At 74.2% G+C, this 24,326-nt stretch carries 17 protein-coding genes; 7 read left to right on the forward strand and 10 right to left on the reverse strand.

Going from position 1 to position 24,326, the window contains the following annotated elements:
• Window positions 1–380 precede the first annotated feature (380 nt).
• The 3 genes from mfd to ACWF41_RS14355 all read left to right on the forward strand — a co-directional run bounded on the left by mfd (window position 381) and on the right by ACWF41_RS14355 (window position 6,603).
• On the forward strand, window positions 381–3,995 hold the full coding sequence (gene mfd, locus ACWF41_RS14345; RefSeq protein WP_380323254.1) for a transcription-repair coupling factor: 3,615 nt from the start codon (window positions 381–383) through the stop codon (window positions 3,993–3,995).
• Between the two features lie 146 nt (window positions 3,996–4,141).
• Window positions 4,142–5,572: a hypothetical protein gene (locus ACWF41_RS14350; protein WP_380323257.1), complete on the forward strand. Its 1,431-nt coding sequence runs from the start codon at window positions 4,142–4,144 to the stop codon at window positions 5,570–5,572.
• 110 nt (window positions 5,573–5,682) lie between these two features.
• Entirely contained in the window at window positions 5,683–6,603 is a 921-nt protein-coding gene (locus tag ACWF41_RS14355) for a phosphotransferase (RefSeq protein WP_380323260.1), read from the forward strand.
• A gap of 24 nt (window positions 6,604–6,627) precedes the next feature.
• Here the strand turns inward: ACWF41_RS14355 and ACWF41_RS14360 are convergent, their stop codons facing one another.
• The 9 genes from ACWF41_RS14360 to ACWF41_RS14400 form a co-directional block, all read right to left on the reverse strand.
• Complete coding sequence (locus ACWF41_RS14360; protein WP_380323263.1) at window positions 6,628–7,296, reverse strand: ABC transporter ATP-binding protein; 669 nt, start codon at window positions 7,294–7,296, stop codon at window positions 6,628–6,630.
• A 42-nt stretch (window positions 7,297–7,338) separates the two neighbouring features.
• Window positions 7,339–8,913, reverse strand: coding sequence for an ABC transporter permease (locus tag ACWF41_RS14365; RefSeq protein WP_380323265.1), 1,575 nt, complete (start codon window positions 8,911–8,913; stop codon window positions 7,339–7,341).
• Between the two features lie 201 nt (window positions 8,914–9,114).
• Window positions 9,115–9,987 (reverse strand): NAD-dependent epimerase/dehydratase family protein, encoded by an 873-nt coding sequence (locus ACWF41_RS14370; protein ID WP_380323268.1) that lies wholly within the window; start codon window positions 9,985–9,987, stop codon window positions 9,115–9,117.
• Window positions 9,984–12,239, reverse strand: a complete 2,256-nt coding sequence (locus tag ACWF41_RS14375; protein WP_380323271.1) for an FAD-dependent oxidoreductase — start codon at window positions 12,237–12,239, stop codon at window positions 9,984–9,986. Before ACWF41_RS14375 ends, ACWF41_RS14370 begins: the two co-directional genes overlap by 4 nt.
• 10 nt (window positions 12,240–12,249) lie before the next feature.
• Complete coding sequence (locus ACWF41_RS14380) at window positions 12,250–14,601, reverse strand: hypothetical protein (RefSeq protein WP_380323274.1); 2,352 nt, start codon at window positions 14,599–14,601, stop codon at window positions 12,250–12,252.
• Window positions 14,602–14,661: 60 nt separating this feature from the next.
• The gene (locus ACWF41_RS14385; protein ID WP_380323277.1) at window positions 14,662–15,531 is read right to left on the reverse strand and encodes a carbohydrate ABC transporter permease; all 870 of its coding nucleotides are present in this window, start codon (window positions 15,529–15,531) and stop codon (window positions 14,662–14,664) included.
• A complete protein-coding gene (locus ACWF41_RS14390; RefSeq protein WP_452182750.1) occupies window positions 15,528–16,463 on the reverse strand; it encodes a carbohydrate ABC transporter permease in 936 nt (311 codons plus the stop codon). The genes ACWF41_RS14385 and ACWF41_RS14390 overlap by 4 nt, the downstream gene beginning before the upstream one ends.
• 17 nt (window positions 16,464–16,480) lie before the next feature.
• A complete protein-coding gene (locus ACWF41_RS14395) occupies window positions 16,481–17,872 on the reverse strand; it encodes an ABC transporter substrate-binding protein (RefSeq protein ID WP_380319691.1) in 1,392 nt (463 codons plus the stop codon).
• A gap of 40 nt (window positions 17,873–17,912) precedes the next feature.
• Window positions 17,913–18,890 (reverse strand): LacI family DNA-binding transcriptional regulator, encoded by a 978-nt coding sequence (locus tag ACWF41_RS14400; RefSeq protein ID WP_380319695.1) that lies wholly within the window; start codon window positions 18,888–18,890, stop codon window positions 17,913–17,915.
• A 160-nt stretch (window positions 18,891–19,050) separates the two neighbouring features.
• Between ACWF41_RS14400 and ACWF41_RS14405 the strand changes: the two genes are divergently transcribed.
• Window positions 19,051–20,190: a mandelate racemase/muconate lactonizing enzyme family protein gene (locus ACWF41_RS14405; RefSeq protein WP_380319698.1), complete on the forward strand. Its 1,140-nt coding sequence runs from the start codon at window positions 19,051–19,053 to the stop codon at window positions 20,188–20,190.
• 41 nt (window positions 20,191–20,231) lie between these two features.
• On the forward strand, window positions 20,232–20,903 hold the full coding sequence (locus ACWF41_RS14410) for a DNA alkylation repair protein (RefSeq protein ID WP_380319701.1): 672 nt from the start codon (window positions 20,232–20,234) through the stop codon (window positions 20,901–20,903).
• Between the two features lie 69 nt (window positions 20,904–20,972).
• Here ACWF41_RS14410 and ACWF41_RS14415 read toward each other — a convergent pair whose 3' ends face one another.
• Window positions 20,973–21,665, reverse strand: coding sequence for a hypothetical protein (locus tag ACWF41_RS14415; protein WP_380319704.1), 693 nt, complete (start codon window positions 21,663–21,665; stop codon window positions 20,973–20,975).
• Between the two features lie 177 nt (window positions 21,666–21,842).
• On the opposite strand from ACWF41_RS14415, the gene eno reads away from it, so the two are divergent.
• Together eno and ACWF41_RS14425 are read left to right on the forward strand one after the other, a co-directional pair.
• Window positions 21,843–23,126 carry a phosphopyruvate hydratase gene (gene eno / locus ACWF41_RS14420; protein ID WP_380319706.1) on the forward strand — a complete coding sequence of 428 codons (1,284 nt, stop codon included), beginning with the start codon at window positions 21,843–21,845 and terminating at the stop codon, window positions 23,124–23,126.
• A 341-nt stretch (window positions 23,127–23,467) separates the two neighbouring features.
• Entirely contained in the window at window positions 23,468–24,298 is an 831-nt protein-coding gene (locus tag ACWF41_RS14425) for an FtsB family cell division protein (RefSeq protein ID WP_380319709.1), read from the forward strand.
• Window positions 24,299–24,326 lie beyond the last annotated feature (28 nt).

A 24,326-nucleotide genomic window follows, 5' to 3' on the forward strand; every position in this document is an offset into this window, starting at 1 on the left:
CACCCCCCCCTCCCCCCCTTCCCCCCCCTCCCCAAAAGGGGGGTTGCGCACGTTCTGAACGCTCAGAACGTGCGCAACCGCCTGTTCGGCATCGCGGGCGGGGTCGCTGGCGGGCTGCGGAGCGGGGGCGTCGGTGGCGCGGCGTAGTCTGGTTCGGCACGCCCGGCACCCCGCCGGTCGCACGGTTCCACGGCCCCACGACGCGCCCGGCACGACGGCGGAGACGCCCGACACCCGCGTCGGACCCGCGGGACCACGTGCGTCCCGGGGAGAGCTGGGCCTGTCGTCGTGCCCGCACCGAGCCCCCACCGCAAGCAGCGCTCCCACTCACAGCGCTCCGACCCCGCAGAGCCCCGCGTCGCAGATCCGAAGGACCTCGCATGAACCTCACCGGCATCGTCCCCGCCCTCCTGGCCGACCCCGGCGCCGCGGCCGCGCTCGAGCACGTGCGGGCGCGGGGCTTCGCCGACGTCGTGGGGCCGGTGGGGGTGCGCGCGCCGCTGCTGGCCGCGGCGGCCGAGCGGCGCCCGCTGGTGGTCGTCACCGCGACGGGCCGCGAGGCCGACGAGCTCGCCGCGTCGGTGCGGGCGTACCTGCCGGACGAGCGGGCCGACGAGGTCGCCGTCCTGCCCGCGTGGGAGACCCTGCCGCACGAGCGGCTCTCGCCTCGGGCGGACACGGTCGCCAAGCGGCTCGCGGTGTTCCGCCGCCTGGCGCACCCGTCGCCCGAGCCCGGCCAGACCGGGCCGATCCGCCTGCTCGTCATGCCGGCGCGGGCGCTGCTGCAGCCGGTGGTCGAGGGCCTCGGGGAGCTGGAGCCCGTGGAGCTGCACCACGGCGACACCGCCGACCTCACGGACGTGGCCGACCGCCTGGTCGGCGCGGCCTACTCGCGTGTGGACATGGTGGAGCGGCGCGGCGAGTTCGCCGTCCGCGGCGGCATCCTCGACGTCTTCCCGCCCACCGAGGACCACCCGCTGCGCATCGAGTTCTGGGGCGACGAGGTCACGGAGATCCGCTGGTTCGCCGTCGCCGACCAGCGCTCGCTCGAGATCGCGGAGCAGGGCCTGTGGGCGCCGCCGTGCCGCGAGATCCTGCTGACCGACTCCGTGCGGCAGCGGGCGGCGGGCCTGGTCGAGCGGCTGCCCGGTGCGATCGAGATGCTCGACAAGCTCGCGGCCGGCGTCGCCGTCGAGGGCATGGAGTCCCTCGCGCCGGTGCTCGTGGACCGCATGGTGCCCGTGCTCGAGCTGGTGCCCGACGACGCGCTGCTCGTCATCGACGAGCCCGAGCGCGTCCGCCGGCGCGCGCACGACCTGGTCGCCACCACCGAGGAGTTCCTCGCCGCCGCGTGGACGGGCGCCGTCGCAGGCGGGGCCGCGCCGATCGACCTGTCGGCGGCGTCGTTCGAGACGTTCACCGAGGTTCGCGACGTCGCGGCCCGCCGCGGCCTGGGCTGGTGGACGCTGTCGTCGTTCGCGCTCGACGCGCCCACGGAGGGCGACGACGAGGCCGCCGTCGCGCCGACGTCCGAGGTGGACGGCGTCACGACGTTCACCGTGGCCGCGCGCGACGTCGAGTCCTACCGCGGCGACCTGCAGCGCGCGCTCGACGACGTGCAGACGCTGCAGCGCGCGGGCTGGCGGCTGCTGCTCACCACCGAGGGCCACGGCCCCGCCAAGCGCATGGTCGAGCAGCTGGCCGCGCAGGACACGGCGGCCCGGCTCGTCACGGCGCTGGGGGAGGAGCCGGAGGGCGGGGTCGTGCTGGTCGCGCCCGCGCTGGTCGGCAAGGGCTTCGTGGCCACCGACCTGCAGCTGGCCGTCTTCAGCGAGTCCGACCTCACCGGCCGCCAGGGCTCCACGACGCGCGACATGCGCAAGATGCCGAGCCGGCGGCGCAACGTCGTCGACCCGCTGCAGCTGCGCGGCGGCGACTTCGTGGTGCACGAGCAGCACGGCGTGGGCCGGTTCGTCGAGATGGTGCAACGCACGCTCGGCGCGGGGGCGAACGCGGCGACGCGCGAGTACCTGGTGATCGAGTACGCGTCGTCCAAGCGGGGCCAGCCGGGCGACCGGCTGTTCGTGCCGATGGACCAGCTCGACCAGGTCACCAAGTACACCGGCGGGGAGTCGCCGTCGCTGTCCAAGATGGGCGGCGCGGACTGGAAGAACACCAAGGCGCGCGCCCGCAAGCACGTGCGCGAGATCGCGGGCGAGCTCATCCGCCTGTACTCGGCGCGCATGGCGACGCAGGGCCACGCGTTCGGCCCGGACACCCCGTGGCAGCGCGAGCTCGAGGACGCCTTCGCCTACGTCGAGACGCCCGACCAGCTCGTGACGATCGACGAGGTCAAGGCCGACATGGAGAAGGCGGTGCCGATGGACCGCCTGATCTGCGGCGACGTCGGCTACGGCAAGACGGAGATCGCCATTCGGGCCGCGTTCAAGGCGGTGCAGGACGGCAAGCAGGTGGCCGTCCTCGTGCCCACGACGCTGCTGGTGCAGCAGCACTTCGACACGTTCTCCGAGCGGTACGCCGGGTTCCCCGTCACAGTGCGCGCGCTGTCCCGCTTCCAGTCGGACAAGGAGTCGGCGGAGACGGTCGAGGGGCTCGGCAAGGGCACCGTCGACATCGTCATCGGCACCCACCGCCTGCTCACCGGCTCGGTGCGGTTCAAGGACCTCGGCCTCGTGATCGTCGACGAGGAGCAGCGGTTCGGCGTCGAGCACAAGGAGACGCTCAAGCAGCTGCGCACCAACGTGGACGTGCTCGCCATGTCCGCGACGCCCATCCCGCGCACGCTCGAGATGGCGGTGACCGGCATCCGCGAGATGTCGACCCTCGCCACCCCGCCGGAGGAGCGCCACCCCGTGCTCACCTACGTAGGCGCCTACGAGGAGAAGCAGATCGCCGCGGCGACCCGGCGCGAGCTGCTGCGCGAGGGCCAGGTCTTCTACGTGCACAACAAGGTGGAGACCATCCAGAAGACGGCGTCGCGCCTCGCGGAGCTCGTGCCCGAGGCCCGGATCGGCGTGGCGCACGGCAAGATGAGCGAGCACCAGCTGGACCAGGTGATCCGCGCCTTCTGGGAGAAGGAGCTGGACGTGCTGGTCTGCACCACGATCATCGAGACCGGCCTGGACATCTCCAACGCCAACACCCTGATCCTGGAGCGCGCCGACGTGCTCGGCCTGTCGCAGCTGCACCAGCTGCGCGGGCGCGTGGGCCGTGGCCGCGAGCGCGCGTACGCGTACTTCCTGTACCCGCCGGAGCGGCCGCTGACGGACACGGCGCACGACCGGCTGTCGACCATGGCGGCACACACCGACCTCGGCGCCGGCATGCAGATCGCCATGAAGGACCTGGAGATCCGCGGCGCCGGCAACCTGCTGGGCGGCGAGCAGTCGGGCCACATCGCGGGCGTCGGCTTCGACCTGTACGTGCGCATGGTGGGCGAGGCCGTGGCGGCCTTCCGCGGCGACGGCGAGGAGGAGCAGCCCGAGGTCACCATCGAGCTGCCCGTGGACGCGCACCTGCCCGAGTCGTACATCGCCACCGAGCGGCTGCGCCTCGAGGCGTACAAGAAGATCGCCGCCGCGCAGGACGCCCCGGCGCTCGCGGAGATCCGCGCCGAGCTGGTGGACCGGTACGGGAAGCTCCCCGACGTCGCCTCCGCCCTGTTCGACGTCGCCGACTTCCGCAACCACGCGCGCCGCGCCGGGCTCACGGACGTCACCGCGCAGGGCAAGTTCATCCGGTTCGCGCCGGTGGAGCTCGCGGAGTCCGCGCAGCTGCGCCTCAAGCGCCTGTACCCGGGCACCATCCTCAAGCCGGCCATCCGGGCGGTCCTCGTGCCCTTCCCGACGACGGCGCGCATCGGCGGCAGGCCCCTGCGCGGAGCCGAGGTGCTCGCCTGGGCGCGGCAGCTCATCGATGCGGTGATCCTCGGCGAGGTGTCCGCCGCCGCGAGCGTCGGCACGGCGTCGCGCTGAGCCGCCCGGGAGCTCGCCCGCGGTTCACCTCGTTTCAGCAGGTGGGAACGCTCGCGCGTCCCTAGCATGGCCGGATGACGGCCCCGCGAGGGGCCCGGCCGCGCCGTCGTGTGCGTGGCCCGTGGCGGGCGACGACGGAGGGCGCGATGAGCGGCACGAACGGCGGCGGGGTCGATGGCGCGGGGCTGCCCGACGACACGGCGGCGCGCCTCGCCGCGCTGGAGCAGGAGAACGCCGAGCTGCGCGCACGCCTGGCGGCGGGCGCCACACCGCTCGTCGTCGCGGCGCCGCCGCCCGCCCCGCGGGAGCCGCGCCACCGGGGCCGCGCCGCGGCCGCCGTCGTGCTCGTCGTCCTCGGCGCGCTGCTCGCCCCCGTCGCCGTGGTGGCCGCGTGGGCGGAGCGCACCCTCACCGACACGGACCGGTACGTCGCGACGGTCGGGCCGCTGGCGTCCGACCCCACGATCCAGTCCGCCGTCGCGGGCCGGCTCACGACGGTCGTGATGGACCAGATCGACGTGAACGCCATCGTGGGGACCGTCGTCGACGGGCTGGAGCAGCAGGGGGTCGGGCCGCGTGCCACCGAGGCGCTGACGCAGCTCGAGGGCCCGCTGACCAGCGGCGTCGAGTCGTTCGTGCGGAAGGCCGCGAACAACGTGGTGACGAGCAGCGCGTTCGAGGACGCGTGGGTGCAGGCGAACCGGGTGGCGCACGAACAGCTCGTCGCGACGATGAAGGGCGAGGGCGGCGAGCTGCTGCAGATCGGGCAGGACGGGCAGCTCACCATTCAGCTCTCCGGGATGATCGACCTGGTCAAGCAGCGCCTGGTGGACCGGGGGCTCGGCATCGCGGCCAGGATCCCCGAGGTGAACGCGACGTTCACCCTCATGCAGACCTCGCAGCTGGTGCAGGTGCAGAACAGGTACGCGCAGCTCGTGGCGCTGGGCACGTGGCTGCCGTGGGTCTCGCTCGGGCTGCTCGCCGCGGGCGTGCTCGTGGCGCGGCACAAGTCGCGCACGCTGGTGGTCGCCGGGCTGGCGCTGGTGGCCGGGATGGTGGTGCTCGCCGTCGGGCTTGCGATCGCGCGGGGGATCTACCTCGACGCGCTCAAGGACGTGGTGCTGCGTCTCGACGCCGCCGAGGTGCTCTTCGACCAGGTCGTGTCGTTCCTGCGGGTCACGCTGCGCACGGTCGGCGTGCTCGGCCTCGTCGTCGCGATCGTCGCCTACCTGGGCGGGAGCAGCGCGTCCGCGAGGTCGCTGCGCGCGGGCGCCGGGCGGGGTCTCGCGTGGGTGCGCGACTACGGCGAGGGCCGTGGCGTGACCGCCGGCCCGGTGGGCGACTGGCTGGGCCGCTACCGCACCCCCGTCCGCGTGGCGATCATCCTGGTGGCCGCGCTGGTGCTGCTGCTCGCGGGCAGCCCCACCCCGGGCCTCATCATCGGCACCGCGCTGGTGGCCGGTGTCCTCATCGCCCTGCTGGAGCTGGTCGCGCGGCCGCCCCGGCCCGACGACGAGGGCGCGGACGACGGCGCCGGCCCGCCCACCGTCGTCGACGGGGCGACACCCACCGCCTGACCTTCGAGCATCGAAGGGGTCGGGCGGCGCGTGCCGACGTCGTGCCGGTGCCGTGAACGTGCGGGCGCGGCCGGCCCGGCGGGCGCCGTGCGCCGCTAGCGTGGCGCGTCGTGACCACCACCGACGTCGAGATCACCGCCGACCTCGTCCGCGACCTGCTGCGCGAGCAGCACCCGGACCTCGCCGACCTGCCGCTGCGCCTCGGCGCCCGCGGCTGGGACAACCAGCTGTGGCGGCTCGGGGACGACCTCGCCGTCCGGCTGCCGTGGGCGACCGAGAGCGCCGACGCCTTGCTGCGCAAGGAGCACACCTGGCTGCCCGGGCTCGCGCCGCTCCTGCCGCTGCCGGTGCCGGTGCCGCAGCGGCTCGGCGAGCCGGGCGCCCTGTTCGCGCGGCCGTGGATCGTCACGACGTGGGTGCCGGGCGAGCCCGCCGACCGCGCGCCCGTCACCGCCCCCGGGGCGGCGGAGGACCTGGCCGCGTTCCTGTCCGCGCTGCACCGCCCCGGCCCCGACGGCGCGCCCGCCGGCCGCGGCCGCGGCGGCCCGCTGGCGGAGCACACGGACGGGTTCGAGCAGGGCCTCGCGGAGGCGGCCGGGTTCGGGCTGGTCGCCGACCCCGAGGCCGTCCGCGCCGTCTGGCGGGACGCCGTCGCCGCGCCGGCCTGGGACGGACCGGCGGTGTGGCTGCACGCCGACCTGCACCCGGCCAACGTCCTCACCGCGGGCGGCGCCCTGTGCGGCGTCGTCGACTTCGGCGACCTGTGCGCGGGCGACCCGGCCTACGACCTCTCCGCCGCGTGGCGGCTGCTGCCCGCCGGCACCGAGGGCGCCTTCCACGCCGCGTACCGCGGCCCCGGCGACCGGTGCGCGGACGACGCCACCCGCCGTCGCGCCCGCGGGTGGGCGGCGGCCACCGCGCTGGGCGGCCTGCTCGTCGGTCATGCGGGCGACGAGGGCCGCTCGGGAGGCAAGCCCACGTGGGGCCCGCCCGCCCGAGCGACCCTCGAGCGGCTCGTCACGACGGCCTGACCGGCCCCCGCCCCGGCGTCCCGGTCAGGCCGCCTCGGTGACCTTGCCGCCCGCGATGCGCAGCCGCCGCTGGGCGCGGCGGGCGACGACCGAGTCGTGGGTGACCATGACGACGGTCAGCCCCTGCTCCTTCCACAGGCCCTCGAGCAGCTCGACGATCTCGTCGCGGGTGGCCTCGTCGAGGTTGCCGGTGGGCTCGTCGGCGAGGAGCACCGTGGGGTCCTTGACCAGCGCCCGTGCGATGGCGACGCGCTGCTGCTGCCCGCCGGACAGCTCGCCGGGCAGGTGGTCGGCGCGGTCGGCGAGGCCGACCTGGTCGAGCGCGGCCAGCGCGCGCCGGGACCGCTCCGCCCTCCCGACCCTGGCCGGCACCAGCGCCGTCTCGACGTTCTCCGCCGCGGTGAGCGTCGGGATGAGGTTGAAGTGCTGGAACACGAAGCCGAGCCGCTGCGCGCGGGCGCGCGTGAGGCCGCGGTCGTCGAGGGCCGCGAGGTCCTCGCCGGCCAGCCGCACGCTGCCCGACGTCGGGCGGTCGAGGCCGCCGAGCATCTGCAGCAGCGTGGACTTGCCGCCGCCCGTGGGGCCCTGGACGGCGACGAGCTCGCCGTCGCCGATCTCGAGGGTGACGTCGGTGAGCGCGTGCACGGTGCGCTTGCCGCGGTAGGTCTTGGTGAGCTTCTCGAGCTTGTACATGCCGGTCCTTCCTGGACGGGTCGGTTGCGTCGGGGGCGGTGGTCAGGCGAGGGAGCGGAGGGCCTCGGCGGGACGCAGGCGGGCCGCGCGGGAGCCGCCGACAACGCCCGCGAGCAGGCCGCCCAGCACGGCGAGCCCGACGGCGGCGACCACCACCCACACGGACACGGGCGCGTGCAGGACGACGTCGACCGCGCTGCCCGCGGCGTCGGCCATCCCGCCGAACGGGCCACCGCCCCCGCCACCGGGGCCGCCGGTGGCGCCGCCGCCCGGCACCTGGCCGCCCCCGGGCATGCCGCCGCCCCCGCCGGGGCCGCCGAAGCTGAACGCGCCGCCGCCCGACGAGCCGGACAGGGTGATCCCGGCGAGGTTGATCGCGACCACCGCGATCCCGCCGAGCACCACGCCCGCGACGCCGCCGAGGAGGCCCTGCACCACGGACTCGCCGGCCACCTGCCCCACGACGCGCCCGCGCGACCAGCCGATCGCCTTGAGCGTGCCGAGCTCGCGGGTGCGACGGTTCACGCCGGACACGGTGAAGAGGATCGCGAGGCCGAACGCGGCGACCAGCACGACGGCGCTGAGCCAGGTGCCGAGGGTCGAGACCAGCGACGACGCGGTGGACAGCGAGCCGGTGACGTCGCCGGCCAGGTCGGACTGCGTGCTCACGGACGCGTCGGGCAGGGCGGCGGAGACGGCGTCCGCGACAGCGTCGACGTGGTCGGCGGAGTCCACGGACACGTACAGGTCCGTGACCTGGCCGTCCAGGTCGGCGAGCTGCTGCGCGAGGGTCAGCGGGACGTACACGTCCGACGCGGTGGCGACGCCCTCGCCCGTCGTGGACGTCACGGTGCCCACGACCTTCAGGTCCGTGCCGCCCACGGAGACGGTGTCGCCGACGGCGAGCTCCTGCTGGTCGGCGTACGCGGCGTCGAGGACGGCGACCTTCGCCGGGTCCGCGTCGCCGGTGCCGGCGTCGTCGGCCTCCAGCCCGCGGCCGTCGGCGACCTGGACGGTGGTCAGCGGGCCCACGGCGTCGGCGGTCGGGTCGACGCCGGTCACCGTCATGCTGTCGACCTGGAACGCGCTGCCGCCCGCGCCGTCGGGACCGCCGCTGGGCGGGGCCTGCTGGTCCGTGCCGCCACCTGCGCCGCCCGGACCGCCCTGCTGGTCGGACTGCTGGCGCATCGCGTCGAAGTCCGGCATCTCGCCGGAGAACGACGTGTTCTGCAGCGTGAGCGTGGCCGCCGCCCCCGTGACGTGCTCGACGCCGGTGACGGTGCCCAGCGCGTCGTCGTCGAACGCCGCCGAACCCGGGGTGACGCTCAGCCGGTCCTGGTCGACGGTGCGGGTGCCGTCGTCGTCGGCGCTGCCGTCGCCCGAGCCGAACTGGAACCGGCCGGGGCCGCCGGAGCCGCGCTCGCCGGCCTGGGTCACGGTGACGTCGGTGCCGACGCCGTACACGGACTCCAGCACGGAGGCCTGGGCGTCGCGCACGCCGGACGAGACGGAGGACACGACCATGACGAGCGCTATCGCGACGGCGAGGCCGATCGCGACGACCACGGTCTGCTTGCGCCGGTGCCGCAGCTCGCGGCGCAGGTAGGTGAGAAACATCGGGGGCTCCTCGACAGGAGTGCGGTGACGAGAGTGCGGTGACCGCGGGAGGGGTGGCGGCGCTGCCACGGGACGCCCCGGAACCTAGGGTGCGCGCCTGGTGCGCCCCTGCCGTGCGGCTGTGACCATCCTGTGAAGACGGAGGTGGCGCGGGTGTGTCGAGGAGAGGAACGGGTCGGGGAGCCGGTCAGGAGGAGGAGATCAGGGGAGCGGCCGTCCCGGCCCCGGGTCGAGCAGGTGGCGCGCGCGGAACCCGAGCAGGCGCTCGGCGGGCGCCAGGTCGACCGGCACGGTGCGGCCGGGCAGGTCGGCGCGGACCTCGGTGCCGGGGTGGTAGCGGGCCAGGAGGTCGCGGGTGGCGAACGGGACGAGCGTCTCGGGCGCCGCGACGTCGACGACGTGGGCGCCGGGCTCCTCGACGTCGAGCGCGAGCGCCGCGGCCGTCGCGGCGTCGCGGACGTCCAGGTAGGCCCACAGGTCGGAGGCGCCGAGCGCCGGGTCCGAGGCCCGCGCCGCGGCGAACGCGGCGAGCCGGTCCGCGTCGCCCACGAGCGGGTACCGCAGCACGACGACCGTCATGCCGTGCCGCCGCGCGGCGGCCCCGGCCGTCTGCTCGTCGACCAGCTTGGACAGCGCGTACGGGTCGGCCGCCTGCGACGGGGAGGCGAGGTCGGCGGGCACGTACGCCGGATGGCCGGGACGCGGCGCGAACGGCAGCCCGCTCCGGGCCTGGGAGCCCGCCACGACGGCGCGGCGCACGCCGGCCCGGCCCGCCTGCTCCAGCACCGTGAACGTGGCGAGCGTGTTGCTCCCGAAGACCACCTCGGGCGGGTCGTGCAGGGGCGACGGGATCGCGGCGAGGTGCACGACGCCGTCCGCCCCCTCCAGGGCGCGGGCGACGACGTCGGCGTCCGCGGCGTCGCCCGCCACCACGCGGTCGGCCCCGGCGGGGGCGTCCGCGGCGTCCAGCACGAGCGCCGTCACCGCGGTGCCGCGGGCGACCAGCTCGGCGACGACGGCGGTGCCGATCCGCCCGCCCGCGCCGGTGACCAGCACCCGGCCCGCGGCGCTCACGCGGCACCCCCGCGCGACGCGACCTCGACGCCGGGAGCGTAGGCGCGCACCGCGACGACGTGCGCGGAGGGCGCCCCGTGCGTGGTCGTGACGACCACGCGGAGCCGGTCGGTGGTCACCGGCGCCTCCAGCCGGTGCACCATCCGCCGGCGCCGGTTGTCGCGCCCGGACGCGATGGTGCGCCACGCGCCGTCGACGAGCGCCTGGACCTCGTGGTCGCGCAGCAGCACGGGCGGCACGCGGTGCGGGCTGGTGTGCCGGTGCAGGTTGATGAGGTCCTCCTCGACGTCGTCGTCGCCCACCACGTCCACCGTCCCGATGGTCACCGGCGCGGGCCAGCGCAGCTCCAGCCACGCCGGCTCGTCCGCGCCGGCGGGCGCGGAGACCCAGGTGCGCGGCCCGGCGAACGGGCGCAGCCAGCCGTCCACGGCCTTGTCGGGCGTGAAGGCGTCGGTGCGCACGCCGCGCACGCAGTAGGTGCGGCGGCCGACGTCGTTGGTGCTCCACTCGCGGACGGGCTGGGGTCGCTCGTCCTGCGGCCGCAGCGCCCGGCGCACCAGGGAGAGCACGCCCGGCCGGCGCCCCTCGGCGAGGTACAGCGCCGCGTCGGGGTTGGCGGCCACCCGCACGAAGGCGTTGCGCGGGCCGTCGGGCGCCCACGCCAGGGGGAGCCGCACCCACTGCTTCTCCCCGGCGGGCACGTCGACGACGGCCGTGGCGACGACGTCGCCGGGCACGTAGTTCTGCGCCTTGCCCGGGTCGGACAGCTCGACCTCGAGCCGCGTGGCGACCCGCGCGTCGACCAGCAGCTCCAGCCCGTCGAGGGCCGGGTCGACCGGCAGCACTAGGCCGGCGTCGTCCTCCAGCGGCCACGCCTCGACGGCGTCGGTCACCTCGATCTGCCGCAGCACGGAGGAGGCCGTCGCGGTCGCGGCGAGGGCGAGGTCGGCGGGGTCGGTGCTGCCCAGCCCGACGATCGCGGCGTCCTGGCGCAGCAGCGTCCGTTGCAGCGCGGGGACGTCGAGCTCGTGCGGCGCCACCCCCTGCCGCACGCACAGGGCGGCGGCGGTGCCGGCGGCCTCGCCCATCACGGCGCAGGTCGCCATGACGCGCGTCGTGCCGAAGGCGACGTGGGACGCCGAGGCGTCGCGACCCGCGAACAGCAGGTTCGGCAGCGCGCGCGAGTGCAGCATGCCGAACGGCAGGTGGTAGACGCCGTCCGCGTACCGCTGCCGCGCGCCCTCCTCGGTGGCGTACATGCCGCCGGGCGGGTGCAGGTCGATCGACCAGCCGCCGAACCCGATCCGGTCGTCGAACTCCCGCTGCGCGAGGACGTCGAGCTGCGTCAGCGTGCGCTCGCCCACGAACCGGCGGTACTCGCGCCGCCCCGGCACCGAGCCCACCCACTCGAGGGTGAGGTTCTCGGCGTCGTACTCGCCCGAGTTCTTGATGTGGTCCCAGATGCCGTGCACCACCGACCACAGCTCGTCGCGGATGCGGCCGTTGTCGTGCACCACGTCCAGCTCGCCGCCGAACTCGATCCACCAGTACGCGCAGCCCGAGTCCTCGGCACGGATCACCCGGCGTGAGGGGATCGACGTCGTGGTGATGTCCTTCGCGAAGTCCGGCGCGACGTACCGCACCGGCCGCCCGGCGTCCTTGGAGTAGAACAGCAGCGACGAGCCGAGCGTGATCGCGTCCGCCTCGTCGGGCGCCCAGGGCTCGCCGAACTCGGCGCGGGCCTCGCGTCCCAGCCGCGACGCCGCCCCGGCGAGGTGCCCGACGAAGCCGTCGCCGGTGCAGTCCAGGAACACCGGCGCGGCGAAGCGGGTGCGGGTCTCGCTGCCCGGGCTCCACGCCGTCACGGCCACGACGCGGCGCGCGGACGCGGGCCCGTCGGCCTCGACCTCGCGCACGTCCGCGTCGAGGAACAGGTCCAGCGACGGCTCCGCGCGCACCGCGTCGAGCACCACCGCGTCCCACAGGTACGGGTTGCCCTCGGGGTTGCGGTACTGGTTCTCGACGAACAGCTCGCCCATGATCCCGGTCTCCCGGGCGAAGTGGTTGCGGCCGTGGGCGGTCGCGCCCACCACCCAGACCCGGATCTCGCTGGAGGAGTTGCCGCCCAGCACGGTCCGGTTCGTCACCAGCGCCACGCGGGTGCCGAGGCGGGCGGCGGCGATCGCGGCGCACACGCCGGCCAGCCCGCCGCCCACCACGACGACGTCGTAGGTCAGGTCCTGCTCGCGCATCGCGCTCCGTTCAGCTCTCGTCGGCGTCGACGCGACGGCACGCGGCGACGTTCTTCTCGGGGCGGGCCGACAGCCCGAGGTACACGCGGGGCGCGCCGTCGAGCCGGACGGTCACGGTACCGCCGCTCCCCGCGACGGTCCGGCGCCGGCCGATGCAGTCGATCTCCACGACCTCGCGGGCGCCCTGGAAGGACACCTCCGTCTTGGTGGGCCAGCCGTCCTCCCAGGCCTCCGGGTGCGGGTGGTAGGCGTCGGCGCCGTGGTCGGCGTTCAGCAGGTACCCGTCGGCGCGCGACCACAGCAGCGACATCGGGCCGTCCGGGGTGTCGAACAGCAGGCCGCGCAGGTCCGGGTCCTGTGCGGACAGGTCGAGCCAGCGGACGAACGTCGCGCCTTCGAGCAGGCGGGTCGCGGTGGCGAACGCCAGCAGCGACGGCTTGGCGCTGGTGTCGCGGTTCATCAGGCCGAAGTGGTACTCCGCGTTCGCCGGCATCGCCTGCTGGGGGCGGTGGATGATCGAGTCGTGGAGCTGGTACCAGTTCACGCCGTCCACCCCCTCCGACATCGCGAGCGCGAGCTGCAGCAGCGTGTTCTCCGCGGCCTGCCGCAGGGTGTCGTTCCACCAGCGGTTCGGCCGCGTGCAGGCGTAGGCCTCGGTGAGCCACAGCTCCTTGTCGCCGCCGTACAGGTCCACCCGGCGCCGCGCCTCGCGCAGAGCACCCAGGAAGTTCCAGTACGAGCCGGTGTCGCCGGTGACCCACTCGTCGGGCGCGGGGGCGTAGTCGGGCACGAAGTTGCCCCGCCCGGGATGGAACGCGAACGCGTCGATGAGGTCCCAGCCGCCCTCGGCGTGGAACCCGTCGACCCAGTTCACGTCCATGCCGCCGAGGCCGCAGTTCATGACCTTCGCCGTGCCGCCCACCTCGCGCAGCCGCTCGACGGCGGGGCGCAGCCCGTCGCGCACGTACTCGAGCGTGTAGCGGCCGGACATCCACGGCTGGTTGCGCTCGTTGTCGACCTCGAAGTACCGGGCCCGCGCCCCCACGACCACGTCGACGAGGTCGGCGGCCCACTGCTTCGCCTCCTCGGGCGTGGCGCCGAAGACGACGTCGCCGTGCTGGATGTTCGGCATGATGCCCATCGCCTCCAGCTCGGCCGGGGGGATGCCGGGCGCGCCCTCGTAGGCGATCCGCACGGACGCGACGCCCAGCAGCGTGAGCAGCTCGGCCACGTCCTTCTTCGACGGCTCCAGCAGCCACGGGTAGTTCGCGATGCCGATGCGGCCGGTGCCTGCGTAGTCGTGCCTGGGCAGCACCGTGAGCGTGGTGCGGGCGAAGTCCTCGCCGCCGGCGCTCGCGGCCCGCACCTCGACGAAGGCGATGCCGTGCTCGACGGCGGGGACCTCGACGGCCCGCTGCCAGGAGGTGCCGGGCTCCAGCGCGCGCGTGTCCGTACCCTGCGCCACGACGGCGCCGTCGAAGTCGCGGGCCTCCCAGGCGAGGGTCACGGGGCCGGCCGTCGGCGCGCCCTGCACGACGTGCGCGTGCACCACGAGCGGCGCGGAGGCGTCGGTCGACAGCCCGAAGGGGCGGTCGTGGACGAGCTCGACGCCGACGGGCCGCCCCGTCGCGACGGTGCCCGCCGCGGTGGGGGACAGGTCGCCGAGCACGAGGTCGCCCTCGTGCACCAGCACGCCGTCGTCGCCGAGGATGCCCTCGACGTGCAGCCAGGTGGCGCTGGACCAGGCGGGGTTGGTGGTGGCGAACCGGAAGTGCGCGGCCGTGCCCGCCAGCGGCTCGGTGTAGACGATGCCGTCGTTGGTCTCGAACGGGACGCCGCCCCCCGCGTCGCGCTGCCAGCGCACCAGCGCGGTGGTCGTGTACGCGCCGGTCGACCCGGCGGGCACCCTGGTCACCTGGGAGTTGAGGCTCAGCCCGCGCGGGCTGGTCGCGTCCCACCGCAGGTGGGCGCGGTGCGGCGAGACGTCGAAGACGCCGCGGACCGTGATGCCGTCCGCCGCCGCGGCGAGCCGGTACTCCACCTGGATGGCGGGCCGCCCGTCGGGCAGCGTCGTCGCCGTGGGCGTGCCCCCGTACGTGCGCTGCTGGCCCACCACCATGTCCTTGACCATGAAGTGGGTGAGGCGCAGGCGCTCGGTGCCGGCGTCGTCGCGCACGACGATCGTGCCGTCGGCCAGCGCGTCGAGGCGGATCCCGGGCGCGACCAGGGAGGGCAGGTCGGCCGCGCGCGCGATGCCGGGCGGCGCGGCGACGGTAGCCAGGGTGGCGGCGCCGGTGGTGGCGAGGGCGCCGGCGACGAACGTCCGGCGGGACACGGGGGCGGGGAGCTCGCGAGCGGTCATGGTGGGGTCCTTCGTCGACGGTGACGGGGGAACGTGCGGGGACGAGCGGGAGGCCGGTGGTCAGCCCTTGACGCCGGTGAAGCCGAGCCCGTCGACCATGTAGCGCTGGAAGACGAGGAACAGCAGGACGGGCGGGAGGAGGGCGAGGAAGCAGGCGGCGATGAGCTGGTCCTGCGGCGCCTGCTTCGCGAGCACCGACAGCGCGACCGCGATCGGCTGCTTCGCGGGGTCGGTGATCGCGACCAGCGGCCAGATGAAGTCCTTCCAGGCGTGCATCACCGCGAGCAGGGAGATCACGGCGAGGATGGGGCGGCTCATCGGCATGACGATGCGGGTCATGACCTGCCACACGTTGGCGCCGTCGACCTTCGCGGCGTCGAAGAGCTCGTGCGGCAGCGCGTCGAAGAACCGCTTGGCGATGAGGACGTTGAAGGCGTTGGCTCCGGCGGGCAGCCAGATCGCCCAGTAGGTGTTGGCGAGGTTCAGGTGCACCAGCGGCACGTCGATGATCGTGAGGAACAGGGACACCATCGACACCGTGTACGGCACGAACATGGTGGCGAGGATGGCGGCGTACACCGCGGGCCCGAAGCGCGGCCGCAGCACCGACAGGGCGTAGCCCGCCGTCACGGCGACGAACAGCTGCACCGCCCACGAGCCGAGCACCACCCACAGCGAGTTCAGCAGGTAGTGGCCGATGTCGAGGCGGGTCCACACCAGGGCGAAGTTCTCCCAGCGGGGGTCGGCCGGCCACAGGGCGAGGGGGTCGGTGACCAGCTCGGTGGGGGAGGAGATCGCGCCCTTGAACGCCCAGTAGAGGGGGCCGACGCCCGCGATCACGAGCAGCACGAGGGCGATCCCCGTGACGGCGAGCAGCGCGGCGCGGCCGCCCGGGCGTCGCCGGGCGGCGACCGAGACGAAGGTGCTCATGACTGGCTCCAGCGCCGGGTGGCGCGCAGGTAGACGAACGACAGGGCGGCGAGGGCGAGCGCCAGGAGGAACGCGAGGGCCGCGGCCTGCCCGTACTGCCCCTGCTGGAAGCCCTTGCGGAAGATCAGCAGCAGCACGGTCACGGTGGAGTTGCGCGGGCCGCCGCCGGTGAAGACGTACGGCTCGGTGAACACCTGGACCGTGGTGATGAGCTGCCACAGGAGCAGCAGGCCGATCGTGGGGCGCAGGTGCGGCAGCATGACGTGCCCGATGCGGCGCCACAGTCCTGCGCCGTCCAGCTCCGCCGCCTCGTACAGCTCCTGCGGGACGCCGGTGATGGCCGCCAGGTAGATGAGCACCGAGCCGCCCATGCCGGCCCACGTGGACTCCAGGACGAGGGAGAGCATCGCCGTGTCCGGCGACTCCAGCCACGGGTAGGGGCCGAGCCCCACCTGGGCGAGGAGCGAGTTGAACAGCCCGGGGCCCGGGTCGTAGAACCACTTCCACAGCAGGACGGACACCACGGGCGGGACGACGACGGGCAGGTAGACCAGCACGCGGTACACGCCGCCGTAACGGCGCACCGTCGACATCACCGCCGCCATGATGATCGGCAGCGGGAAGCCGATGAGCAGGCCGAGCCCCACGAACTGCAGGGTGTTGAGCACGGCCGTCGCGAGCAGCGGGTCGGCCAGCAGCGCGCGGAAGTTGTCCAGGCCCACCCACACCGCGGGCGTGACCAGGTTCGTCTTCTGGAAGCTCAGGAGCAGGCCCTGGATCATCGGCCACCACGCGAACAGGCCGAAGATCAGCAGGGCGGGCACCAGGAGCCCCGCCGCCACCAGGTCGGTGCGCAGGGCGCGCCGCCGGCTGGGCCGGGGCGCCGGTGGCGCGTCCTGGTCGGGACGCGCCACCGGCACGGTCGTCGTCATCGTCGCCACGGTGGTCCTCAGCTCGACGCCAGCTGGGCCTCGGCCTGCGCCTGGGCCTCGGCGAGCAGGGCGTCGATGTCGGCGTCCTTCTCGGTGAGCACGGCCTGCACCACGGTGTCGAGCACCGCGTAGATCGCCTGCGCGCCCGCGGTCGGCTCCGGCTGCAGCGTGAGCTGCGGGGTGCCCTCGGTGTAGTGCGTGAAGTGGTCGAGCTCGACGTTGACCCACGGCTCGATCGCGGCGTCGATCTTCTCCTGGTGCGCCGCGTCGAACATCGGCAGCGTCGGGACCCCGACGGCGGCTGTCGGGTCCTTCGCGAGGGTCTCCGCCTGCGCCGCCGCCACCTCCGGGTCGTACTGCGGCTGGGCGTACGCGAAGAGCATCCACTTCACCGCCGCGGCCGCCTTCGCGGGCTCGACGTTGGCCGGCACCATGTAGACCTCGCCGCCCGACATCGTCGCGTCGCCGCCCGCCTGGGGCATGGCGGCCATCCCGAAGTTCTCGGTGTCCTTCATGCCGAAGTTCTGCTTGGCGAGCTTGTACGTGCCGGGCGTGCCCATGAACATGCCGACCTGCCCGGCCGCGAAGTCGCGCACCACGTCGTCCTGGTTGACCAGCTGCTGGCTGCCCATCGAGTCGTCGGTCCAGCGCATCTCGTGCAGCTGGGCGAGCGCGGCCTTGATCTCCGGCGTCTCCAGGGTGGGCGTGACGGTGTCGCCGTCCCGCGACTCGAGCGCGCCGCCGAACGCGTAGGTGAGCATGGTCAGCTGCCAGCCGCCCTGGTTGTCCTTCGACTCGTGCACGAAGCCCGCGGCGTCGGTCTTCTCGGCGATCGCCTTCGCCGCGGCGCGCACCTCGTCCCACGTCTCCGGCGGGTCGTCGGGGTCCAGGCCCGCCTTCTCGAACAGCGCCCGGTTGTAGGCCAGGCCCATCGCGAACGGCGAGCGCGGCACGCCGTAGACGTTGCCGGCGTCGTCCGACAGCGGTTCGAGGACCTGCGGGTTGAGCTCCTCGTAGTGCGGCCACGCCGCGAGGTACTCGGTGAGGTCCGCGACCTGCGCGCGCTGGATGAGGCCCTGCGGCTCGGTCAGCGGCACGCGGATGACGTCCTCGATGCTGCCGCCGGCGAGCTGGGCGGAGAACGTCAGCGGGTCGTACTCGTTGGTCGTGGCCTCGATCGTGATGTCCGGGTTCGCGTCCTCGAACTCGTCGATCGTGGCCTGGAAGGCCTCCTGCCCGGCGGCGTCGGTCGCCGGGGGCATGCCCTGCACGCGCAGCGTGACGGGCCCGGCGGTGGCGCCGGGGTCGTCGTCCGAGGCGCCGCACGCCGAGAGCGTGGCGGCGAGGCCGAATGCGGTGACGACGGCGGTCGCGCGCACGGCGCGCCGCCGGGTCGGGTGGTGAGTCATCGTCGTCCCTCCACTGGAGCGGTGAGTCGTCCCGCGCCGATCAGTCCCGGGGAGCCGGGCCGGTCGATCGTCGGGGGACCAGGTGGGTGCCGACCTCGACGAGGGCGGCAGGTCGGTCGTGGTCGTGCACGAGGTCGGTCAGGGTGTCGAGCGCGCGGGTGGCGAGCTCGTCGGCGGGGATGGCGATCGTCGTCAGGGACGGCGTCGCGACCTGGGACAGGAGCGTGTCGTCGATGCCGACGACGGACACGTCGCGCGGGACGTCGACGCCCAGCGCGTGGAACTGGTGCAGCACGCCCATGGCGACGAGGTCGTTGTGGGCGATGACGGCCGTCGCGCCGTTCGCCGTGACGAGCGGGGCTGCGTGCAGGCCGGTCTCGAACTGCGGCTTGTAGGGGCCGAGCTCGACGAGCGTGAGGCCGACGTCGTCGAAGGCCTCGTGGATGGACTTGCCGCGCTGGAGCTCCGGGCGGGCGCAGTTGATGAACGCGCAGCGCTCGTGCCCCAGGGCGCGCAGGTGCTCCGCCGCCTGGTGCAGGCCGCCGCCGAGGGCGATCCGCACCTCCGCGACGCCCGGTACCTCGCGGTTGACGAGCACCAGCGGGATCTCGGCGGCGAGCCGGGCCAGCGCGTCGTCGGACAGGGTGGACGCCCACAGGATCAGGCCGTCGACCTGCTTCGACAGGGTGCTGATGGTCTCGGCCTCGTCGGCCTCGTGCTCGTCCGAGTCGGCGACCAGCAGCGTGTACCCCTGTCGGCGCACCCGGGCCTGCATCGCCTTGAGGATCGGCGGGAAGAACGGGTTCGCCATGTCGGTGACGACGAGCCCGAGCGAGCCGGTGCGGCGGTCCCGCAGCGAGCGCGCGGCGGGGCTCGCCGAGTAGCCGAGGGCGTTCGCGGCCTCGAGCACGCGCCGTCGGGTCTCGTCGCTGACGAGCTCGGGGCTGTTGATGGCCCGGGAGACCGTCGACGCGGACACCTGGGCCCGTCGCGCGACCTCCGTGATCGTGGCTGCCACGGGAATCACCTCCTTCATCGGTGGTGCCACGGATCATGGCAAACGGTTGTGGAACACGTCAAGAGTTGTGGAACAGGTCTGGCCGAGAAGCGTGACTGTGGCTAGGATCGCCGCAATTCGTGCTGGAAACGATGGTGGAAATTTCACCGAGGAGTGTTCGATGAAGATCACTGGCGTAGAGGTGCTCACCCTCCCGGACCACGGCGACTCGATGATGCTGGTCGTCGTCGACACCGACGAAGGGCTCCACGGCATCGGCGAGGTCGGTATCCGGTCGCGCCAGCGCGCCGTCGCGGGCGCCGTCGAGCACCTGGCCGACCTGGTCCTGGGCGAGGACGCCATGGCCGTCGAGCACCTGTGGCAGGTGATGGCCCGGCGCGGCTTCTTCCCGGCGGACCGGATCGTCGGCGCCGCCATCGGCGCGATCGACACCGCCCTGTGGGACCTGCGCGGCAAGGCCCTCGGCGTGCCCGTGCACCGGCTCCTCGGCGGACCGGTGCGCGAGCGCGTGGCCTGCTACGTGCACCTCGGCGACGACTACGAGGACCGCGAGGCGTTCTACGAGCGGGCCCGCTGCCTGGCCGCCGACGGCTGGCGGCACCTGCGGTTCGCGCTGCCGCACCCGCCCGGCGTGCTCGACCAGCGCCAGAGCATGCGCGACGGCATCGAGCTCTTCCACCGCATGCGCGACGCCGTCGGGGACGACGTCGAGCTCATCCTTGACGTGCACACCCGCCTCGACCCGCCCGAGGCCGTCACCCTGTGCCGGGAGATCGAGAGCGCGCGCCCCTACTTCGTCGAGGACCCGCTGCGCTGCGAGAACCTCGACTCCTACGCGCGCCTGCGCTCCGCCACCGGGGTCCCGCTCGCGGCGGGGGAGCAGTTCGCGTCCAAGTGGGACTTCGCGCGGCTCGTCGAGCGCGACCTGATCGACTACGCGCGCGTCGACGTCGCCGTGGCGGGCGGCCTCACCGAGGCGCGCAAGATCGCCGCCCTGTGCGAGGTGCACCACGTCAAGCTCGCCACCCACAACCCGCTGGGCCCTGTCACCGCGGCGGCCTCCCTGCACCTCAACCTCGCCAGCCCCGCCGTCGGGGTCCAGGAGCACCAGGCCGAGCCCGAGCCGGCCGTCGCCGCCCTGTTCTCCGCGCGCCCCGCGATCCGGCCCGGGTGGGTGGAGGCGGACGACGCGCCCGGCCTCGGCGTCGACCTCGACCGCGACGCCGCGCGCCGCATGACCGCCACCGCCGACGAGCGTCCCGCCCTGCGTGCCCTGGACGGGTCGTTCACGAACTGGTGAGGTCCGGCGCGGGGCCGGGTCCCCGCGCGTAGCGTGGAGGCGTGGAGCTCACCGCCGGCGCCGTCGTCGAGGACCTGCGCGCCGTCGCGGACCCGGCGGCGCACCCGAACCGGCACTACGCCGGCCGGGGCGAGGTGCTGGGCGTGCGGATGGGCACGCTCTTCGACGTGGCGAAGCGGTACGCCGCGATGCCGCTCGACGAGGTGCACCGGCTGCTCGACGAGCCCGCCTACGAGCCCCGTCTCGCCGCGTTCTGCGTGCTCGACTTCGCGGTCCGTCGCCCACGGGTCACCGACGACGAGCGGGAGGCGCGGTACCGCGTGTATCTCGACCGGCACGACCGGATCGACACGTGGGACATGGTGGACCGGGCGGCGCCGCGCGTCGTCGGCGTGTACCTGCGGGACCGGTCGCGGGAGCCGCTGTTCGAGCTCGCCCGCTCGGACGACCCGCTGCGCCGCCGCACGGCGCTGACCGCGCCGCTCGCGTTCACCCGCCCGCCCCACCCCGAGGGCATCGCCGACCTGCTGCGGCTCGCCGAGCTCCTGCACACCGACCCGGACCCGGTGGTGCGCAAGCCCGTGGGAATCGCGCTCAAGCACGCGGGTGCCGCGGACCCGGCGGCCGTGCGCGCGTTCCTCGACCGGATGGGCGACGCGCTCCCGGCCGCGGTGCGGCGCGAGGCGCGGCAGAAGCTGCCCGACGCGACCTGACCGGTCGGGTCGGGCCGTGTCGGTCGGGCCGGTCGGGCCGGTCGGGCCGGCCGGGGCGGCCGGGGCAGATCAGTCGCCCGTGGGCCGACCGAGCTCGCCGGCGATGCGGTGCTCGAGCGCGTCGGTCGCGGCGTCCGGCAGCACGACGATCCCCTCGAGCTCCTTCATGGCCCGTCGGTAGGCGGACTGCCGCTCGGCCTGCGACGAGCCCTCGTCGTCGGCCATCGCGAGGAGCTTCTTCGCCCGGTCGAGGGCCTGCCGCTCGGCGGGGGAGAAGTCGGACGCGCGCCGCCGCTTCGCCTCCCGCTCGGCGACGTCGAAGCGCACCTGCATCTCGCGGACGGCGTCGCGGTACGCCTCGAGGCGGCGCCGGTCGTGCAGCTCGTCCAGGTCGTCGGGGCGCAGGTCCTCCGCCGCGCGCCGGGCCCGGTGGAAGTCGACGGTCACCTGCTCGCGCATGTCCGACATCAGCGGGTACTCGAGGGACTTCACGGCGTCGAGCTCGTACGCCAGCCAGCGCTGCTGCGTCGCGTCGTGCGCGGCCACGGTGCGCTCGATCTCGCTGGTCAGGGCCTCCTCGTCGGCCTTCGCGGCAGCGGCGGCAGGCTGCTCGACGCCGTGCTTGATGCGGTACATCTCGAGCTTGTCCTGGCGACGCTGCCGGTCCCAGGTGGAGATGCTGCGCGCCGCGCCGCCGATGGCGGGGCCGACGAAGAAGATCAGCCACCAGTACGAGCCGAGGAAGTCCCAGACGCTGTCCACGGGGTCCACGCTATCGGCGCGGTCGTGACCGCTGGGTGGTCGCGGGAGCCTCCGGTGTGGCGCCGGTCTAGGCTGGGCGGGTCAACCCAGCACCGTCGCGGGCGTCAGCGGCCCCGGGCACTCCCGCCTGGGCCTTGCCGCGCGGTCGCCTGCGAGCCCCGTCTGAAGGAGCAGCCCGTGGCAAGCATCGAAGCCGTTGGAGCACGCGAGATCCTCGACTCGCGCGGCAACCCCACCGTCGAGGTGGAGATCGCGCTGGACGACGGCACGTTCGCCCGTGCGGCGGTCCCGTCGGGCGCCTCGACCGGCGCCTTCGAGGCCGTCGAGCGTCGTGACGGCGACAAGGGCCGCTACCTGGGCAAGGGCGTCGAGGGCGCGGTCAACGCCGTCATCGACGACATCGCCCCGGAGCTCATCGGCTACGACGCCGAGGAGCAGCGCATCATCGACCAGACCCTGATCGAGCTGGACGGCACCCCGAACAAGGGCAAGCTGGGCGCCAACGCGATCCTCGGCGTCTCGCTCGCCGTCGCGAAGGCCGCCGCGAAGTCGGCCGGCCTCGACCTGTTCCGCTACGTCGGCGGCCCGAACGCGCACGTGCTGCCCGTGCCGATGATGAACATCATCAACGGCGGGTCGCACGCCGACTCGACGGTGGACTTCCAGGAGTTCATGATCGCGCCGATCGGCGCGCCGACCTTCAAGGAGGCCCTGCGCACGGGCACCGAGGTCTACCACGCGCTCAAGAGCGTGCTGAAGGGCAAGGGCTTCTCCACGGGCCTCGGCGACGAGGGCGGCTTCGCCCCCGACCTGCCGTCGAACTCCGCCGCCCTGGACCTCATCGTCGAGGCGATCGAGAAGGCCGGCTTCGCGCCGGGCTCCGACGTCGCCATCGCGATGGACGTCGCCGCGACCGAGTTCTTCAAGGACGGGGCGTACCACTTCAAGAACGGCGAGGTGCACTCGACCGAGGACATGATCAAGCTCTACGAGGGCCTGATCTCGAGCTACCCGATCGTCTCCATCGAGGACCCGCTGTCCGAGGACGAGTGGGGCGCCTGGTCGCAGTTCGTCTCCGAGGTCGGCGACAAGGTGCAGGTCGTCGGCGACGACCTGTTCGTCACCAACCCCGAGCGCCTCGCCCGCGGCATCGAGGAGAAGGCTGCCAACTCGCTGCTGGTCAAGCTCAACCAGATCGGCACCCTCACCGAGACGCTCGACGCCGTCACGCTCGCGCAGCGCAACGGCTTCACGACGATGACCTCGCACCGCTCCGGCGAGACCGAGGACACCACCATCGCCGACCTGTCCGTCGCGACCAACGCCGGCCAGATCAAGACCGGTGCCACCGCCCGCGGCGAGCGCATCAACAAGTACAACCAGCTCCTGCGCATCGAGGAGGCGCTGGACGACGCCGGTCGCTACGCCGGCCGTTCCGCCTTCCCGCGCTTCCAGGGCTGACACCCCGGAGGCTCGCAGGTCCTGACCGACGGCCGGTCGCTCCCCCCGCGGGCGGCCGGCCGTCGTCGTGCCCGAGGGAGGCCTCACCTGCCGAGGGAGTCCGGATCTCCGCGAGGTAGTCCCGAACCTGCTGAGGTAGTGCGAATCTCCGCGAGGTAGTTCGAGATTCCGCGAGGTAGTCCACTACCTCGGCAGAATCTGGACTACCTCGGCAGGTTCGGGACTACCTCGGCAGGTTCGGGACTACCTCGCGGAGACGGGAACTACCTCGGCGAGGTGGTCTGGCGGGCGCGCCGACGACGGTCCCCGGCGGCGGCGGTGCGGATCGGCAGAATCGGGGCGTGCCTGCCCGTCGCCCGACATCTCCCGCCGCCCGCCGCCCGGCGTCGCGGCCCTCGGGCGCGCGCGGCTCGCGGCCCACGACGACGGCGAACGGCTCGGTCGGTGCGCCGCCGTCCGCCCGCCCCGCGTCATCGGCCTCGAAGTCGACCGGCAAGAAGTCGACCGGGTCGAAGTCGTCGGGGTCGAGGACGGGATCCACGGCAGGGTCGAAGGCGTCGGCTGCGAAGCCCGGCACGAAGGCGTCGGGTGCGGGCCGGACGACGGCGAAGGGCTCGGCGGGCCGGAAGGGCTCGCGCCGCCCGGCGGGCCCGGCACGCGAGGACCGGCGCCGCAGCCGCTACGGCCTCGTGCTGCCGGAGGTGCTGACCGTCCGGCTCATCGTGCTGTCGGTGGTGGTGCTGCTCGCGGTGGTGCTGCTGCTGCCGACGGTGCGGGGCGCGGTGCAGCAGTCGCACGAGCTGGACCGGCTGCGCACGGAGCTCGCGCAGAACCAGGCCGAGAACGACCGCCTGGACGTGGAGCTCGGCCGCTGGGACGACCGCTCGTACGTCGAGGAGCAGGCACGCTCGCGGCTGAGCTTCGTCATGCCGGCGGACAAGGTGTGGCGCGTGGTCGACCCGGGCGCGGCGGGCGACGACGACGTCGACCCCGTGACGGGCGAGGCCGTCGGCTCCGGGCCGGTCGGCACTGCGGGCGGGTCGAGCGTGCCCTGGTACCAGTCGGTGTGGGAGTCGGTGCAGGTCGCGGACGGCCCGGCGGGCGCCACGGGGGAGGACGACGGCGACGCGCCCGGGAGCTCGCCGAGCCCGTCCTCGTCGGGGGACGGCTGACCCGGACCGGCTGATCCGGACCGTCGGA

The organism is Isoptericola sp. NPDC055063 (genome assembly GCF_053608125.1).

Excerpts from the sequence above, each read along its gene's own strand:
- ACWF41_RS14360 (WP_380323263.1), bottom strand. The coding sequence starts at position 7,296 with ATGTACAAGCTCGAGAAGCTCACCAAGACCTACCGCGGCAAGCGCACC.
- ACWF41_RS14365 (WP_380323265.1), bottom strand. The coding sequence starts at position 8,913 with ATGTTTCTCACCTACCTGCGCCGCGAGCTGCGGCACCGGCGCAAGCAG.
- mfd (WP_380323254.1), top strand. The coding sequence starts at position 381 with ATGAACCTCACCGGCATCGTCCCCGCCCTCCTGGCCGACCCCGGCGCC.
- ACWF41_RS14395 (WP_380319691.1), bottom strand. The coding sequence starts at position 17,872 with ATGACTCACCACCCGACCCGGCGGCGCGCCGTGCGCGCGACCGCCGTC.
- ACWF41_RS14405 (WP_380319698.1), top strand. The coding sequence starts at position 19,051 with ATGAAGATCACTGGCGTAGAGGTGCTCACCCTCCCGGACCACGGCGAC.
- ACWF41_RS14380 (WP_380323274.1), bottom strand. The coding sequence starts at position 14,601 with ATGACCGCTCGCGAGCTCCCCGCCCCCGTGTCCCGCCGGACGTTCGTC.
- ACWF41_RS14385 (WP_380323277.1), bottom strand. The coding sequence starts at position 15,531 with ATGAGCACCTTCGTCTCGGTCGCCGCCCGGCGACGCCCGGGCGGCCGC.
- ACWF41_RS14375 (WP_380323271.1), bottom strand. The coding sequence starts at position 12,239 with ATGCGCGAGCAGGACCTGACCTACGACGTCGTCGTGGTGGGCGGCGGG.
- ACWF41_RS14390 (WP_452182750.1), bottom strand. The coding sequence starts at position 16,463 with ATGACGACGACCGTGCCGGTGGCGCGTCCCGACCAGGACGCGCCACCG.
- ACWF41_RS14350 (WP_380323257.1), top strand. The coding sequence starts at position 4,142 with ATGAGCGGCACGAACGGCGGCGGGGTCGATGGCGCGGGGCTGCCCGAC.